This window comes from Vibrio sp. 2096, from assembly GCF_033339595.1.
Classification (GTDB): Bacteria; Pseudomonadota; Gammaproteobacteria; order Enterobacterales; family Vibrionaceae; genus Vibrio; species Vibrio alginolyticus.
In genome coordinates, this window is the sequence record NZ_JAWOUX010000019.1 from 24,121 (window position 1) to 38,740 (window position 14,620).

The 14,620-nt window shown below is 44.6% G+C and carries 16 protein-coding genes; 5 read left to right on the top strand and 11 right to left on the bottom strand.

Features of this window, described 5'->3' with window-relative positions:
- Positions 1 to 7 precede the first annotated feature (7 nt).
- From R7Q41_RS22100 to R7Q41_RS22110, 3 genes are all read right to left on the bottom strand, one after another.
- Positions 8 to 229 carry a YecH family metal-binding protein gene (locus R7Q41_RS22100; RefSeq protein ID WP_005378711.1) on the bottom strand — a complete coding sequence of 74 codons (222 nt, stop codon included), beginning with the start codon at positions 227 to 229 and terminating at the stop codon, positions 8 to 10.
- Between the two features lie 69 nt (positions 230 to 298).
- Positions 299 to 919: a lysoplasmalogenase gene (locus tag R7Q41_RS22105; RefSeq protein ID WP_005389670.1), complete on the bottom strand. Its 621-nt coding sequence runs from the start codon at positions 917 to 919 to the stop codon at positions 299 to 301.
- A gap of 1,081 nt (positions 920 to 2,000) precedes the next feature.
- Positions 2,001 to 2,369: a hypothetical protein gene (locus R7Q41_RS22110; protein WP_005378717.1), complete on the bottom strand. Its 369-nt coding sequence runs from the start codon at positions 2,367 to 2,369 to the stop codon at positions 2,001 to 2,003.
- A gap of 327 nt (positions 2,370 to 2,696) precedes the next feature.
- Here R7Q41_RS22110 and R7Q41_RS22115 point away from each other — a divergent pair, with 327 nt between their 5' ends.
- A complete protein-coding gene (locus tag R7Q41_RS22115; protein ID WP_005389668.1) occupies positions 2,697 to 3,026 on the top strand; it encodes a DUF2500 domain-containing protein in 330 nt (109 codons plus the stop codon).
- On the opposite strand, the gene R7Q41_RS22120 is transcribed toward R7Q41_RS22115, so the two are convergent.
- The 7 genes from R7Q41_RS22120 to rhtB all read right to left on the bottom strand — a co-directional run bounded on the left by R7Q41_RS22120 (position 3,023) and on the right by rhtB (position 9,699).
- Positions 3,023 to 4,036 carry an acyltransferase gene (locus tag R7Q41_RS22120; RefSeq protein WP_318144663.1) on the bottom strand — a complete coding sequence of 338 codons (1,014 nt, stop codon included), beginning with the start codon at positions 4,034 to 4,036 and terminating at the stop codon, positions 3,023 to 3,025. The two genes, R7Q41_RS22115 and R7Q41_RS22120, sit on opposite strands and share 4 nt — an antisense overlap.
- Before the next feature lie 283 nt (positions 4,037 to 4,319).
- Entirely contained in the window at positions 4,320 to 5,537 is a 1,218-nt protein-coding gene (arsJ, locus tag R7Q41_RS22125; RefSeq protein WP_318144664.1) for an organoarsenical effux MFS transporter ArsJ, read from the bottom strand.
- Positions 5,538 to 5,791: 254 nt separating this feature from the next.
- On the bottom strand, positions 5,792 to 6,286 hold the full coding sequence (locus R7Q41_RS22130) for a cyclin-dependent kinase inhibitor 3 family protein (RefSeq protein ID WP_005383629.1): 495 nt from the start codon (positions 6,284 to 6,286) through the stop codon (positions 5,792 to 5,794).
- Positions 6,287 to 6,299: 13 nt separating this feature from the next.
- Positions 6,300 to 7,301: an ArsJ-associated glyceraldehyde-3-phosphate dehydrogenase gene (locus R7Q41_RS22135; RefSeq protein ID WP_005383630.1), complete on the bottom strand. Its 1,002-nt coding sequence runs from the start codon at positions 7,299 to 7,301 to the stop codon at positions 6,300 to 6,302.
- A gap of 42 nt (positions 7,302 to 7,343) precedes the next feature.
- Entirely contained in the window at positions 7,344 to 7,679 is a 336-nt protein-coding gene (locus R7Q41_RS22140) for a metalloregulator ArsR/SmtB family transcription factor (RefSeq protein WP_005378730.1), read from the bottom strand.
- Positions 7,680 to 7,833: 154 nt separating this feature from the next.
- Positions 7,834 to 9,057, bottom strand: a complete 1,224-nt coding sequence (locus tag R7Q41_RS22145) for an EAL and HDOD domain-containing protein (protein WP_053304474.1) — start codon at positions 9,055 to 9,057, stop codon at positions 7,834 to 7,836.
- Between the two features lie 24 nt (positions 9,058 to 9,081).
- A complete protein-coding gene (rhtB, locus tag R7Q41_RS22150; protein WP_054729573.1) occupies positions 9,082 to 9,699 on the bottom strand; it encodes a homoserine/homoserine lactone efflux protein in 618 nt (205 codons plus the stop codon).
- A gap of 65 nt (positions 9,700 to 9,764) precedes the next feature.
- Here rhtB and R7Q41_RS22155 point away from each other — a divergent pair, with 65 nt between their 5' ends.
- Positions 9,765 to 10,775 (top strand): alpha/beta fold hydrolase, encoded by a 1,011-nt coding sequence (locus R7Q41_RS22155; RefSeq protein ID WP_318144665.1) that lies wholly within the window; start codon positions 9,765 to 9,767, stop codon positions 10,773 to 10,775.
- A 244-nt stretch (positions 10,776 to 11,019) separates the two neighbouring features.
- Complete coding sequence (locus R7Q41_RS22160) at positions 11,020 to 11,844, top strand: Cof-type HAD-IIB family hydrolase (RefSeq protein ID WP_054729576.1); 825 nt, start codon at positions 11,020 to 11,022, stop codon at positions 11,842 to 11,844.
- 50 nt (positions 11,845 to 11,894) lie between these two features.
- Here R7Q41_RS22160 and R7Q41_RS22165 read toward each other — a convergent pair whose 3' ends face one another.
- On the bottom strand, positions 11,895 to 12,365 hold the full coding sequence (locus tag R7Q41_RS22165) for an EVE domain-containing protein (RefSeq protein WP_054729579.1): 471 nt from the start codon (positions 12,363 to 12,365) through the stop codon (positions 11,895 to 11,897).
- 47 nt (positions 12,366 to 12,412) lie between these two features.
- Here R7Q41_RS22165 and R7Q41_RS22170 point away from each other — a divergent pair, with 47 nt between their 5' ends.
- On the top strand, positions 12,413 to 13,963 hold the full coding sequence (locus tag R7Q41_RS22170) for a COG3650 family protein (RefSeq protein ID WP_054577269.1): 1,551 nt from the start codon (positions 12,413 to 12,415) through the stop codon (positions 13,961 to 13,963).
- The gene (locus R7Q41_RS22175) at positions 13,963 to 14,559 is read left to right on the top strand and encodes a tRNA-uridine aminocarboxypropyltransferase (protein WP_054575535.1); all 597 of its coding nucleotides are present in this window, start codon (positions 13,963 to 13,965) and stop codon (positions 14,557 to 14,559) included. The genes R7Q41_RS22170 and R7Q41_RS22175 overlap by 1 nt, the downstream gene beginning before the upstream one ends.
- The last annotated feature ends 61 nt before the right edge of the window (positions 14,560 to 14,620 follow it).

Consider the following 14,620-nt stretch of genomic DNA (forward strand, 5'->3'; position numbering starts at 1 on the left):
CCGCCGTTTAGTGATTGCAAACTCGCGCCATATTGACCACAAACTTACCTTCAAGCTCACGAATTTTGTCGCGCTTGAGCAAAAATGCTAGTAATGCATCTAAGTCTAGATCATTCAGTTTACAGGTGTGAAAGCGAACGCTAGCACCAAAGTGCTGTGTGAGGGCTTCGCGATCCATTGGTGTTTCTCTAAGTAGGTTTAGCAGCTCGTGAGCATGGATTTCACTCATTATTGACTCCAGTTATTAAGAACAATGCGTTCAGTTTACTGAAATCCTCAAGAGCTGCTTTGACTTAAATTAGTAAATGATTGAGGCAACAATGAGGGCATGAGCAAAAAAGTAACTGCCACTCACCCACAAATAGGCGTGTTTCATCGGTTTTCGATAACCGTGTATCGCGTATGCCAGCGCCGAATAGATGAGAACTAAGGTTCCGCTAAAGCCGATAGCATTGGCGTAACTCGGCACTTGTAACCAAACTTCACCGGCTGCCCAAGCAAGTTGAACCAGCATCATCCCCATGATCACAACAGGGAATACTAGAGAGTCGAGTTGAGGTAGCAACAAAAAGAACGCCACGATACTCGCTGCAAGCAACAGGGCCAACAGCCACCAGACAATCTCACCATTAAGCTGCACCCAAAATGACTTGCTGTAGCATACCTGGGCAACCAGATAAGCCGTAAAATAGATTAGCTTACGAGTTTTAAACGAGTGCAGCGTATCTGCCACCATAGACACAATAAGCCCACCCGCAATCCAGTAGGTATATGTTGCGGATGCACCTTGAGTTAACACCAACACAAGAAGAAGTAGCAGAGTAAAGATTTTAAACACGAGGGATTGTGTCGGGTTAGCTTGCTTTGCTCCCAACACGGAATACACACCTGATAGCCCTATCGCCAGCCAACTCCACATGCAGTATACACCTTTTACTTAAACTCGCCGCTAGTCTAGGTAGACCAGTTTTGATGTAAAGACACAATCTACGAAAGTTGGATCTCGCTAGCGATTCGAAACATTTTGTAACCCTCAGCCTACGTAATAATAAAGCCGATGAGCCTGAATGATGCCACTAAACATTGGGGCCAAGCTTTGCTCATCAGCCGAACCCATCAAATCACACGACAAAATAACCAACGCTTTCTAAAACTATTTAACTGAAAAACAGATAAGTGCTCCAGGTAAGCCGCCATTTCACAAACTGACGATTAAACCACCAGGATGTATGTAATGCAGGCAACAAGAATAAATAACAGACACAAAATAGAAAATAGTCTTAGTAGCGCTCTAAGAGAGGAGAAACCACTGATGACTAGGGGTAAAAACTAAGAAAACCGACCTTAATTCAGTAAAAAAAACATCAGACAAGAAAAGTAAGTCAATGATAAATAAAACCATAATTTCAATAACAGATAAAAGTGCGGACTTCATAAACCATAAAATCACTAAACACTTTTGAAGCCCATATTTTCTCATAAGGTAAGAAAATCTCACTCCATGCTTTCGATTTGACGATGCAACCTCATAGCACATTTTTTAATTTTCTCAATTTTTGAGAAATACAGACAAAATAAACACCCAACATACCATTCGAAACAAAAAACAATTACAAAGCCAACATCACAAACCATTTAACATTATAAAATCATACACTTAAAACAAAAAAGGATAGAAATAAAACAATGTGAACACTTTAAATACAGCACAAAAAACATAGTTTCATTAGTCATAATCATGTAAAACCAGACAAGTTAAGTGTGGTTTTTGAAAAGATTAACGAGCATATGTTGATCAAACCCCAAAAACAGTGCTATATTAAATTCATCGAGTTCATCAAAGATTAAGGGGTAGTGTTATGATTTCATCTTCTCAAAAACAAGGGCTGGTTATGATTGCAGTGGTTGTGGGTTTAATGACACTGCCAATGATGTACTAACCCAATGATTTAAAATAAAAAAGGACGCAAATGCGTCCTTTTTTATTTATCTGTATAGCTCTACTGAATGTGCTTAGACAAAATATCCCAGTGCATATAGTAGAAACCAAGAGCGGCCAGCGTAATCAACGTCATTAGCAAAATTGCTGTACGCCAAATAAAGCGAGAGCTTCTTGGTGTCAGCTCTTTTTCACAAGCATCACATGCCGCCATAAAGCCTTTACGATCATCCAGCTTGTAATCGTCTTCGTGCACCACTTTGTTACGCACGGTTGCGATGAATCGAAGCTTTGCTATCACGTCATGCGGTAAACGTTCTTCACAACTATTAATAAGTTGGTGCAACCCTTTCCCTTCTGCATGGTACTGAGTACGCAAAAGTTTTTCGATCGTTCGGGTACGCATGACTACTTTTTCAATATCTGACATCGTAACCCTCCTTACCAGACCCTTCCTATGTTCATTATTTTTATTCTTCTATAAATTTAGAGCTTTTTCGAGCCGTTAAGTGCAATTTTACTTTCAATTTGTGCCCTTGAGCTCATATAGCCTAACAAGTGAAAGCCGCTTCGTTCAGCTTTAGTGACTTAGCTTGCAGATGAAGCGACGATTTCATCGTGCATCATTAAGATAAATCGTGAAGTGCGCCGAATAATCTCCATATCCCTTTCATTAGATTATGAATAAGCTACCTCAACTCATCGTTTCGTCAGCGAGTTCTGTAGAATGGGACCCGATAAAACATTGGAGGTTAATATGCCAATCTCACTTATTGTCGCCCTATTCGCCCTTATTGCCTTGGGCGCGTGGGTGTTTTTCCGTTTTTATAGTAAGCACTATGTGGGCGAAGACGCTCCAGAGCAAAGCGCGCAGGTAACGGTTTTAGATAAACAAGCGATAGACATACCAAACGCACCACCAGGTCAAGACGATCAAGAGTATTGGATTTACGTTCAACGTGGTTCTATCGGTCCAAAGCGTGAATTCCAAATTGGAGTGCATTACTACCATGCACTCAACCCTGGAGATAAGGGAACACTGACCTATCGCGGCAACAAGTTCCTTCACTTCGCTATCAAACGTTAAGGCAGTAACCAACGAGTCTTGGCAGAACGAGAAAAGAGATAGCTCATCGCCAAGGCTCCAGCTCCACTTAGAACGATCCAGACTGGAATCACCCACGCAGGATGTCCTGTGTACCAACCGAACTCTTTCATCGGCCATAAGAAAATAGGGTGAAGTAAATAAATCCCCAAGCTGTGCTGACTGATCACACTTACCGCTTTTTGTACTTTTGGTGATAAGCCTTCACCAAAGTAACGCCCGATCATAAAAATCATCGAAGCCGCTAGAATCACATTCAGTGTTTTATAAGAGAGCCAGCGCCCAACCGTATACTTCTCCGCCTCTAAGCTATTTGTCACAACCATCGTAAAGGTCACTGCCAACGCCACGAGTCCTAGCCCAACAAATAAGGTCACCATAGAGCGATTCAAAGGTACCTTTTGAAATAAAACATACCCCAGTGGAAGGTAACCCATATAAAGCCACATCTGATTACTCCAAGGGCCATCAATCTTGAACAAGAACAGAGTGCTGGTGAAAAGCCAAAATGCGAGATAGGTATACAAGACGTTGTCATCCACGTTGCGTACTATCCATTGAAACAGCGGAATCACAAAATACAGTGGTATAAAGTAATAGAAAAAGCCGAGATGGTAATACGTTGCGTGGAATGGGCTATTGCTTAATACCTCTTTTACGGTTTCAAAATCAAAGCCTTGAGAAGTCCAGCCTGAAAGGTATGCATAAAACATCGACCAAATAAGAAATGGAACTAAAACTTTGCCCAAACGCCTTTTGATATAATACTTACCGTCAAATGGTCGAGTGTCACTGAGCATTAGCGCTCCGGTGATCAAAATAAAAACTGGCACTGCCCAGCGGGTTACGCTATTCACGCCTACCGCTGTCAGCCATTGGTCAAATGGAATCACTCCTAACTCATTTCGATACGGTGCCAAGACGTGAATGGCGATCACTGCTACCGCTGCGAAGCAGCGCAATAAATCAAAAAACAGAACCCTTTCTCTCATACCTTTCCCTACTTTGAGTCGCTTATCGTTTATAGCATAGGGTAAATCTCAACCAGTGAAATAGTTAACAATCTGTTTTTGCTTATTTTTAACTCAACAATGACCTACAACGGGGATTTCATCACCACTCTAATCACTTAACGAGAACCAAAAACCAAGCATCAGTATTCACTCTCGATGCCAAACCGAAACAATCTGATTACAGCAAACGGCGCATAAGAAACAAAAATGGCTCCGATTTGGAGCCATTTATACCATCTACAGATAGCGATACTGGGGGTAGTTACGCAGTAGCAACATTAGCTTTTGGCAACTTAATTGAAATCAGCGTCGTCAGTGCCAAGAAAGCAAAAGAAACCCATAAGCACGCTGCAAGACCAGCCTCTTGGTAGATCCAACCCGATAATACCGTGCCAATCAAACGTCCCATCGCATTGGCCATGTAGTAAAAACCGACATCCAACGAGACGCCATCGCCTTTAGCGTAGCTCACTATCAAGTACGAGTGCAGCGAAGAGTTAATGGCAAACACAGCGCCAAAAATCATCAAACCTACCACAATCACCAATTCAGGCTGCCAACCGATTTGCACACCATAAGCAATACCAGCCGTAATTAACGCTAGGATTCCTGCCCACACCAATGCTGCACTACCATCAGGCACACGACCTTGCGCTTTGCCAGTAATACGCGGCGCAAAGCCTTGCACAAACCCATAAGCAATGACCCACGCTGCGAGAAAGCTACCAACCCACAAGTGATCCCAGCCAAACACGCTACCAAGATAAATAGGCAGAGCAACGACAAACCACACATCACGAGCACCAAACAAGAACATGCGTGCTGCGGATAAAATGTTTATCGATTCAGACTTGGAGAATATTTGGCGAAACTTAGGTTTACTCTTTGCTTTACCCATGTCCGCTTCTAGCCAGATCATGCTGCAAACAAACACTAATGTAAGTACACCCGCCATAATAAACATCGAGTTTTGAAAACCCACCCAAGACAGCAGCAAGCCACCAACAAAAAAGCCCGCTCCTTTGAGTGCATTCTTCGAGCCAGTCAAAATCGCTACCCATTTGTAGAGCGCACCTTGCTGTTCGTCTGGTACTAGCGTTTTAATCGCGCTCTTAGCACTCATTTTGTTCAGATCTTTGGCAATCCCCGACAGAGCTTGCGCTGCCATCACCCAAGGAATGGTCAGCCATGCATTTGGTACTGCGAGCATCAGCAACGCAAACACTTGCATCGCTAAACCAATGTTCATGGTTTTATTTAGGCCTAACCTTGCGCCCAACCAACCACCAACCAGGTTTGTCACCACACCAAAAAATTCATAGAAAAGAAACAGTGAGGCAATAGCTAACGTGGAATAACCTAAGTCATGAAAATAGAGCACCACCAGCATACGCAGTGCGCCATCGGTCACCGTAAAGTTCCAATCGTTAAACGTCACTAACATGTACTGACGAATACTTTTGCTTAATTGAGAAATCATATTGACCTCATATGTACAGCGATAGAAGCATTTAGATCATCATGTTCTAAATACTTCCTAACCTGTACAGCAACATTGACCAATATAATGTTGCTGTGATTTTTAAAAAATGCCCCAACATCAATAAAAAGCAAAATACACCTTAAAAACAATGCATTAGTTAATATTAATGGCATTTTTTGTAAACAGTCGTATCCTGAAGAAGCTCGAATTTAGCTTTTGGATCATGATGAACCAAAAGCTATTTAAGCTGATCAAGCGTCTTGAGCCACACGTTCGATGTACTCAACTTGCACAGGTTTTGTAAATGCACCAGGGCGCAATGCCTGCACTTCTCGCACGATATCTTCTAACTGCCATTCCTTTTCTAGGAGTAGGTGAGCAGCGAACAAACCTGTGCGCCCCGAACCACCCATACAATGCATCGCAACTTTGCCACCTTGAGCAAGAATCGCGTGCAGTTCCGGACTGGCTTGTTGCCACTTCGTCGCAAATTCTTCATTTGGTGCGCAGTCGTCTTCAATCTCGATCTGGAACCATTTCATACCCAGTTGCTGAGTGGCTTCACCCAATGCAGAGACATTCTTCGCAGCTAATTCACTATCATCTAATGCAGTAACGACCGCTTGAACACCCTGCTCTTTCAACTGTTCTAACGACGCATGCAAATCGACACCTTTCGTTCCTGGGCACGGTGTTAAGATTAAAGCACCGGAGTCCAAATCTAATTGCCATGTAGGATGAGACATTGTGACCCCCTTTTTAAGCCAAACCAACGTTACGAACCAGCTCTGCTGTGCGCGTTGCATAACCCATTTCGTTATCGTACCAAGCGTAAATCTTAACCATACGAGAACCCACAACCATGGTTGATTGCGCATCAACGATGGTTGAACGTTGGTCGCCTTTATAATCGATAGAAACTAAAGGACGCTCTTCGAAGCCAAGGATGCCTTTCAAATCACCTTCAGATGCTTCTTTTAACAGTGCATTCACTTCTTCTGCTGTGGTATCACGCTTCACATCAAAAATGATGTCTGTTAACGATGCGTTTGCTAGAGGTACGCGAACCGCATGACCATTAATTTTGTCTTTTAATTCTGGGAAAATTTCGACAATCGCCTTCGCGCTACCCGTCGTGGTCGGGATAAGGCTCATGCCGCATGCTCTTGCACGGCGTAGATCTTTGTGTGGCGCATCCAAAATAGTTTGCGTATTCGTCAGGTCGTGAATGGTCGTAAAAGAAGATTGTTCGATACCCAATTTCTCATGAATGACTTTAACCACAGGTGCGATACAGTTAGTCGTACACGAAGCTGCTGTCACGATACGATGTTTTTCAGGGTCGAAAATATGGTCGTTCACACCCACCACAATGTTCGCAATACCTTCTTCTTTCACAGGTGCGCTTACCACGACACGTTTCACGCCTTGCTCTAGGTATTTGTTTAGGAATGATGTTTTGCGATGTACGCCTGTCGCTTCAATCACAACATCACAATCAGACCAGTTCACCGCATCGATATCGCGTTGTTGAGTCGTGGCGACACGCTTGCCGTTGATGACGAGCTCACTGCCTTCGACCTGAACTCCATGATGCCAACGACCTTGCACTGAATCGAATTCTAATAAGTGACCAAGCGTAGCTGCGTCACCTGCGACATCGTTGATTAACACAAACTCCAATTCTGGCCAATCAAATGCCGCTCGCAGCGCTAAGCGACCAATTCGGCCAAAGCCATTAATTCCTACTTTAATTGTCATAGTTTTACCCTCTAATCTTCTACCTTGAATCTCTATTCGCTGTTAACAGCAAGCCTCACGACTTTTATCGTGTAAGCGTGTGATGTCGTCTTGGTATTCCTGCTTCAAACAGTTTGATGCCACTAAGTCTTCAATTAACTTTCGCATCCAACCTGGTAATTGCTGTGATAACTCGTAATACACCCATTGTCCTTGGCGTTTATCCACCAAGATGCCACTGGATCGTAACTGAGCAAGATGACGAGAAACTTTCGGCTGGCTCTCTTGTAGAGCAAACGCCAAATCACCAACGCAAGTTTCACCTTCACGGGCCACGAGCATTAAACAACGTACGCGTGTTTCATCGGATAACAGCTTAAAAAACTGATGTGGAAGCATAATGAACATACCTATATATGGATATGCGTATATGTTTATTTAATTAAGATATATCGTCAAGAGGAAACCGTCCATCGTCATAAAAGTTTCACATCTAACGAACAGCTTGATTGTAAAGAGAGAGATTCAAAGAGATAAAAGATAAAACCAGAAATTATGCAGTCGCGATGCTTTGACTCCAGCGAACCGCTTCACCTAAGGAGAGCTTCACTTCCTCTAAAGGCAACCCCAATTGCATCGTGATTTTTTCAACCCCTGACCAATCGGCACGCTCGTAGCACTCTTCGAGGGAAATAAGTGCACCATAAACCCCTTTGCGATGTAATAGCGCTTGTTGTACTGAATGACTAAGCGGTAACTGCCTAACTAAAGATTCCACCGAAAGATCCAACAGCGCATCTAGAATCGACAGCAAACCAACCATGAAACCTTGTTCGTTGAGATGAGAGAATGGCTGATAGCGCGACATCAATTGGCAAAATTGAGCTCGTTGCAATGAAAGGTGATACAGCTCTCGAGGCTTGTTACTGGAGATATACGATGCCACAACCAAAGAGACAAACTGCTTAAGGTTATCCTGGCCAAGATAAATCAATGCCTGACGAAAAGAGCTGATTTCGACAGCCAAATTCGGCGCTTGCGTATTTACAAAACGCAATAATTTATATGACAACGCGACATCTTGCGTAATGATGGACTCGATACGAGTAAAGTCAGGCTCAGGAGCACAAACTTCACGAAACAGTTGCAATGCCAACACTTGCTCAGGACTGACGTATTTAGTCTGCGAGACGAGTGGCTTGCTAAAAAAATAACCTTGGAAAAATTTAAAGCCAGCCGCTTTCGCTTGCTCAAACTCTTCTGCGGTTTCAACACGTTCTGCTAAAAAGTGGTATTTGACGCGTTTGGCAAGGTGTGTTTTGACCAGTTCACAGGCCTTTTCGAGCCCCATCGCCATAATGTCGAGCTTCACAATATGCACATATGGCAAAAAACGACGCCATTCTGGTGTTAGGGTGAAGTCATCCAAAGCGATCAAGTAACCTTCTCGATAAAACTCACGAATCGCATCAAGAAGCTCATCCGTAGGTTGGCACGTTTCCAACACTTCGATGACAATTTTGTTTTTCGGCAAACTGCGCGGCAAACGTCGCACCAAGCTTTGATGAGGAAAGTTAATAAAGCATCTTGAAGAGGCAATCACTGGGTTAGTGCCCAGTGATAGGAAGTTTTCGACGATCAGTCGGTATGTCGCTCGATTTGAATCAATATGTGAAGGGTATGCGTTACTCTCCCCGTCTCGAAACAACAATTCATAACCCAGCGTCTGTCTTTTTCGATTAAAGATCGGCTGGCGAGCGACATACGTTGTATTCATGCTAAAGAAGGACCTATAAATGGCTTATGACTTTGCAGCTGCTAATAATGCACCACAACCCATGAACATTGAACCGAATACTTTGTTTATTTTTCCCATGATTTTATCGGAGCGAATAAAGCGTCCCATTTGTGCTGCCAAGCTCGTGTAACCCAACATTACACACGCATCAATCACGACCGTAGTGACGCCAAGCACCAACAGTTGCGTGATTTGGTCTTTTGCCGGGTCAATAAACTGCGGGAACAACGCCACCAGAAAAACAATCGATTTAGGGTTGGTGAGGTTAATCAACACTGCCTTGTACAACAGCGCCGTGCCTGACATCTCGTTGTGGTTTTCAGCTGCGACTAAGCTTGATGTGTCGCGCCATTTCTGAACCCCCAGCCAAACCAGATAAGCGGCACCAACCCATTTAATGACAGAAAATGCGGTTGCTGACTGCGCGACAAGCGCACCAATACCCGCCCCCACCAGCGCGATGTGGATAACTAAACCAATTTGTAAGCCAATAATGGCACCCAGTGATTTACGGGTACCGTAACTCAAACCATTACTGATTGAGTTCACCGTGCCAGAGCCCGGAGCCAAACTAAAAACGATTGCTGTTACTACATAAGCTAACCAGACATGGGTATCCATTGCATTTCCTCACTAATTCTTCGATGATACATCGCGTAAACAACGTATCTTCAGGTAATCAACTAATGGCGACTAACCATTCACCTTTGACTTATACTCAAGAGACATTATTTGAGCAAGCAATTGGTGGTCCGATCGCAGCACTTTGGCAAACTCGCCAAGAGGGCTTTGTTAAAGGGACTGAGAAAAAGAACATTTACTGGTGCAAGCTAACCAACCCAGAGCATAAAAAAGCCGTGCTCATCGTAAATGGACGCATTGAGTCTTCCTGGAAATACCAAGAGCTGTTTTACGATCTCTACCGCCAAGGTTTCGATGTCTATTCCTTTGACCACCGCGGTCAAGGTTTATCAGATCGTTTATTATCTGACTCAGATATGGGTCACGTCTATGACTTTACTGATTATATTGATGATATGGACATCGTCGTAAAAAAACACGACCTTAGCGAATATCAACAATGCTTCATCATCGCGCACTCTATGGGCGGCGCGATCGCCACACGTTACCTGCAAACTCACCCAGAACACCCTTTTACTGGTTTGATTCTAAGTGCGCCCATGTTTGGCATTAACCTGCCATGGTACCTATCACCAATAGCGATTCCGGTCACACAAATTATGTCAGCGGTATCGACTTTGCCACGCTATGCACCAGGACATCAGGCCTACTTCCCTAAGCCCTTTGAAGATAACCCACTTAGCCAAAGTTACGGCCGCTACCAATGGTTCCGAAACCTATATACGGAAAAACCGGAACTGCAAGTCGGTGGGCCAAGCACTCGCTGGGTTTGGCAAGGGCTCATGGCCGCTAAGCAGTGCTTTTTATTAACTCGCCAAGTCAAAATACCAGTAATCCTAATCCAAGCCGGAAACGATCGGATTGTTAGCAACCTCGCGCAAAAGCGTTTTATTGATAAATTGCGGAAAACCAACCCGCACGCGGATCTGCTTTCCATCGAAGGCGCACAGCATGAAATCTTGTTCGAGACCGACAAGTATCGTAATCAAGCGCTCGATGCGATTTTCCGCTTTATGAATGACCCTAAATCGCCATCAAACGAACAAGCACAATAAGAACTCTAGGCGACCATTTCACGACTAAGATTAAAGAGGAAATGTCTACACATCGATTTACCCTCTTTTTCATCCTCATTTTGGCGTACACTGCTTGAACTTGGCTACTTTGACACAGTGTTTAACCGCATAGTGCTACGGGCCCAAGTTCCCCCGCATTCGGAGCAGTACGATCTAGTCAGTCTGCTGTACTCCGTTTGCAATTCACCTGTTCCACACTATCCAAACCGTTTACGAGGACTTCATGAGCACATCGCTACCTTGCAAAGAGATCACCAAAATCGTTGCCTCTGATCTGGATGGCACGTTACTCGCACCAAACCATCAGCTCAGTGCTTACTCAAAAGAGACGCTAAAAGCGCTGCATGAAAAGGGTTATACCTTTGTCTTTGCAACCGGCCGTCACCACGTAGACGTTGCGAGCATCCGTCGCCAAGTTGGCATTCCAGCTTATATGATCACGTCGAATGGTGCCCGAGTGCATGACCAGGAAGATCAGCTAATGTACAGCGAGAATGTCCCTGCGGAACTGGTACAAGGCGTGATCGACACGATCAAACATGATCAAGAAATACTTATTCACATGTATCAAAATGATAGCTGGTTGATGAACAAGGATGATGAAACGTTACGTGACTTCCACGATGAATTCACTTACGTCTTATTTGATGAAGACCACGCCCCAACTGACGGTATTGCGAAAGTTTTCTTCACGCATCCTGGAGAAGACCACGAACGTTTGGTCGTATTTGAAAACAAACTACGTGAGCAGTTTGGTGATAAGCTGAACATCGCATTTTCAACGCCTTGGTGTTTGGAAGTAATGAGCGCTGGCGTGTCTAAAGGTCATGCTCTTGAAGCGGTAGCGAAAAAACTCGACCTCACGTTAGAAAACTGCGTAGCATTTGGTGATGGCATGAATGACGTAGAAATGCTGTCGATGGCAAGTAAAGGGCTAGTTATGGGTACATCACACGAAAAAGTGATGAAAGCTCTACCAAATAATGAAGTAATTGGCAGCAATGCAGAAGATGCGGTTGCACACTACCTACAAGAACACTTGCTGTAAGCTTCAATACTCCAAATAATGAAGGGCTGCACATTCGCAGCCCTTCTCTTTTATCGCTGACTTGGCAGCTTCTCTTTGCCAAGAATCGCGTCCCATTCTTCTTCTGTCACGGGCATAATCGACAAGCGATTTCCACGTTTCACCAACGGCATGTTCTCAAGTTCTGGCATCGCTTTCATCACCGACAACGGAATCACTCGCGCCGTTTTACGTACAAACTCGACATCCACCATAATCCAACGCGGGTTGTCTGGGTCTGACTTTGGATCGTAATAATCGCTTTCGGGATCGAATTGGAAATGATCGGGATAGGCTTCTCTCACAGCTTTAGCAATACCTGCCACGCCAACATGTTTACAAGAAGAGTGGTAAATCAGGACTAAATCGCCCACCTTCACTTGGTCACGCATCATATTGCGCGCCTGATAATTACGAACTCCCTCCCAACATGAAACCTTTTGGGTTCGAAGCGTGTCAATAGAAAAGGTATCTGGTTCAGTTTTAAATAACCAATATGCCATAATGCCATCCGATGCCGATTGAGTAACAATAATGAGGAAGATATAACATGAAGGCTTTGAAAAACCCAGTGGCGCTTGCCACCCTGCTGGTTCTGCAAGCATGTAGTTCACAGCCGCCACAATCTGGTGCTGCTGACCCAACCTCTCCACCAGCAACCTTAGATAAGCCTGAAACCATTCAACCTCAAACTTTTATGCTACGCGGAAAAGTGATCGTCGGTCACGAGAGCCAATACATCATGCCTTGTGGCAGCGACAAGCAATATTGGTTGCAACTATCACCACAGCAAATGCAACGAGCAATTCAGTTAAATAACGAGCCTTACCAGACTATGTATGGCGAGGTTATCGGCCACCTCAACCCACCGGGCATCGATGGGTTTTCTGCTGATTTCGATGCTAACTTTGTAGTGGAACAAGTGAACTTCCTCACAACGGAAAACCCAAACCGTTGTCAGCAACCAAACAAACCAACTCGCGTGTTTGGTAATGAGCCTTCTTGGTCGGCAAGCTTTGAGGCTAATGGACTAACATTCCAGCAAATCGGCAAACAAACCACAAAATTAGCGATTAACAGCAGTCAGCTTCAACCTCGCCAGCGCACTTATCAACTGCAAGGTGGTGAGCTTCGCTTAACAGAAAACCTCTGCTCAGACACAATGAGCGATTCTTTATATGGCTGGAAAGCAACACTAAAACATGATGGCGAGACGTATCAAGGTTGTGGTATGGCTGCAAACGTCGATGCAACGCTTGGCTGGGCTAATACCTATGTCGCGACCTCAACCCAATCACAAGGCTTTGAAGTACAAATGACCTTAAACCCAGACCACAGCGCCACAACAAAATACCGTTACGCCAATGGACAAGCACCATTAATCGAGCGTGGTTACTGGCAACAGTTAAGTCCGTCTCAGGTTCAAGTTGTCATGACGCATCATCAACAGCAAAGGCTAATGTCAGAGCGACTGTTTACTCGAGAAGGCAATCAGCTCAAAGCGACCAAAGAAAAAGTCGGTAACTTGGTATACCCAATCGCCGATGGTGGTTTAGTCCTTTATCCTGCCACCGTTCGTGATGAAGGCATCATGCAACCAGCCGAAAAACGCACCAACAACCCCATCGGTAGTGCTGACGTCCCTTCTAGTGCAGAGTTTGATTCAAAAGTAGATGCCGCGGTGCGCAACTACTTCTTTATCCATCAAACCAACCCCAACAATAACCAATACCGTTGGCTAACTTACGACCTCAACAGCGATGGTAACGAAGAGCTATTGGTACAGTTGGATTGGTGTGGTTCCGGTGGCTGTACATTGCTAATATTTGAACATCACGAAAAGGAATGGCGCTTTAATAGCCGCATTACACTAGTGCAAAGCCCGATTATGCTCGGCCAACAAACCTCTCATGGTTGGCGAGATCTGATTTTTAATGTCAGCGGTGGCGGAGCTAAAGCGGCTCAACATGTTATGCAATACACTGGGGTTAGCTACCCACTCAACCCAAGCATGGCGCCAACGGCAACGCCAAACCAAGTCAGTGGTGTGCGTCTGTTCTCTGATGGGATAAGCCCGGTGCGAGAAGGAGTTCGTCTTTAATGTCTCAACCGTGTCCAACCTGCGGTTTTCAATTCAATTGTATGTGCTCGCTGATGCCGAAACTTACCAGTGAGCACAACATCCTGCTGTTAATGCATCCGAATGAACTGAAGCGTGATACTAATACCGGCCAGCTACTAGAGCAGTGCCAACTCAACATTGAGCGAGTAATCTGGGATCGCAAACAGCCACCAGCAGAATTACTCTCTCTATTAGCTGATCCGTCGCGGTATCCGGTGTTGCTCTTCCCCTGTGAAGAAAGTATCACACTCGAAGATGTGGTACTCCAAAGCCAGCAACAAACCAAAACTCCGCTGTTTATTATTTTGGATGCCACCTGGCAAGAGGCGCGCAAGATGATCAATAAGAGCCGTTGGTTAGAAGGTATCCCTACTATGGGATTGTCCGCGTCGGCGGACTCACAATATCAGCTGCGACGCAACCAACAACAAGGTAATTTGTGTACGTTTGAAGTCGCTGCACATTTGCTCGGGCAACTTGGAGAACAAAACAACCAACAACAAATGCAGCGCTTTTTTGCCCATTACCTCGCTCTGTTCCAAGCTGAAAAGAGTGGACACGCTCTTAAGCGTTAAACATTAAGCTCAGTAGAAGGACCAAACACAAAACGCAGCCTACGCTGCGTTTTTTACGACA

Bases quoted from the DNA above. Each gene is read 5' to 3' on its own strand.
- R7Q41_RS22100 (WP_005378711.1), bottom strand. From the start codon at position 229: ATGAGTGAAATCCATGCTCACGAGCTGCTAAACCTACTTAGAGAAACA.
- R7Q41_RS22105 (WP_005389670.1), bottom strand. From the start codon at position 919: ATGTGGAGTTGGCTGGCGATAGGGCTATCAGGTGTGTATTCCGTGTTG.
- R7Q41_RS22110 (WP_005378717.1), bottom strand. From the start codon at position 2,369: ATGTCAGATATTGAAAAAGTAGTCATGCGTACCCGAACGATCGAAAAA.
- R7Q41_RS22115 (WP_005389668.1), top strand. From the start codon at position 2,697: ATGCCAATCTCACTTATTGTCGCCCTATTCGCCCTTATTGCCTTGGGC.
- R7Q41_RS22120 (WP_318144663.1), bottom strand. From the start codon at position 4,036: ATGAGAGAAAGGGTTCTGTTTTTTGATTTATTGCGCTGCTTCGCAGCG.
- arsJ (WP_318144664.1), bottom strand. From the start codon at position 5,537: ATGATTTCTCAATTAAGCAAAAGTATTCGTCAGTACATGTTAGTGACG.
- R7Q41_RS22130 (WP_005383629.1), bottom strand. From the start codon at position 6,286: ATGTCTCATCCTACATGGCAATTAGATTTGGACTCCGGTGCTTTAATC.
- R7Q41_RS22135 (WP_005383630.1), bottom strand. From the start codon at position 7,301: ATGACAATTAAAGTAGGAATTAATGGCTTTGGCCGAATTGGTCGCTTA.
- R7Q41_RS22140 (WP_005378730.1), bottom strand. From the start codon at position 7,679: ATGCTTCCACATCAGTTTTTTAAGCTGTTATCCGATGAAACACGCGTA.
- R7Q41_RS22145 (WP_053304474.1), bottom strand. From the start codon at position 9,057: ATGAATACAACGTATGTCGCTCGCCAGCCGATCTTTAATCGAAAAAGA.
- rhtB (WP_054729573.1), bottom strand. From the start codon at position 9,699: ATGGATACCCATGTCTGGTTAGCTTATGTAGTAACAGCAATCGTTTTT.
- R7Q41_RS22155 (WP_318144665.1), top strand. From the start codon at position 9,765: ATGGCGACTAACCATTCACCTTTGACTTATACTCAAGAGACATTATTT.
- R7Q41_RS22160 (WP_054729576.1), top strand. From the start codon at position 11,020: ATGAGCACATCGCTACCTTGCAAAGAGATCACCAAAATCGTTGCCTCT.
- R7Q41_RS22165 (WP_054729579.1), bottom strand. From the start codon at position 12,365: ATGGCATATTGGTTATTTAAAACTGAACCAGATACCTTTTCTATTGAC.
- R7Q41_RS22170 (WP_054577269.1), top strand. From the start codon at position 12,413: ATGAAGGCTTTGAAAAACCCAGTGGCGCTTGCCACCCTGCTGGTTCTG.
- R7Q41_RS22175 (WP_054575535.1), top strand. From the start codon at position 13,963: ATGTCTCAACCGTGTCCAACCTGCGGTTTTCAATTCAATTGTATGTGC.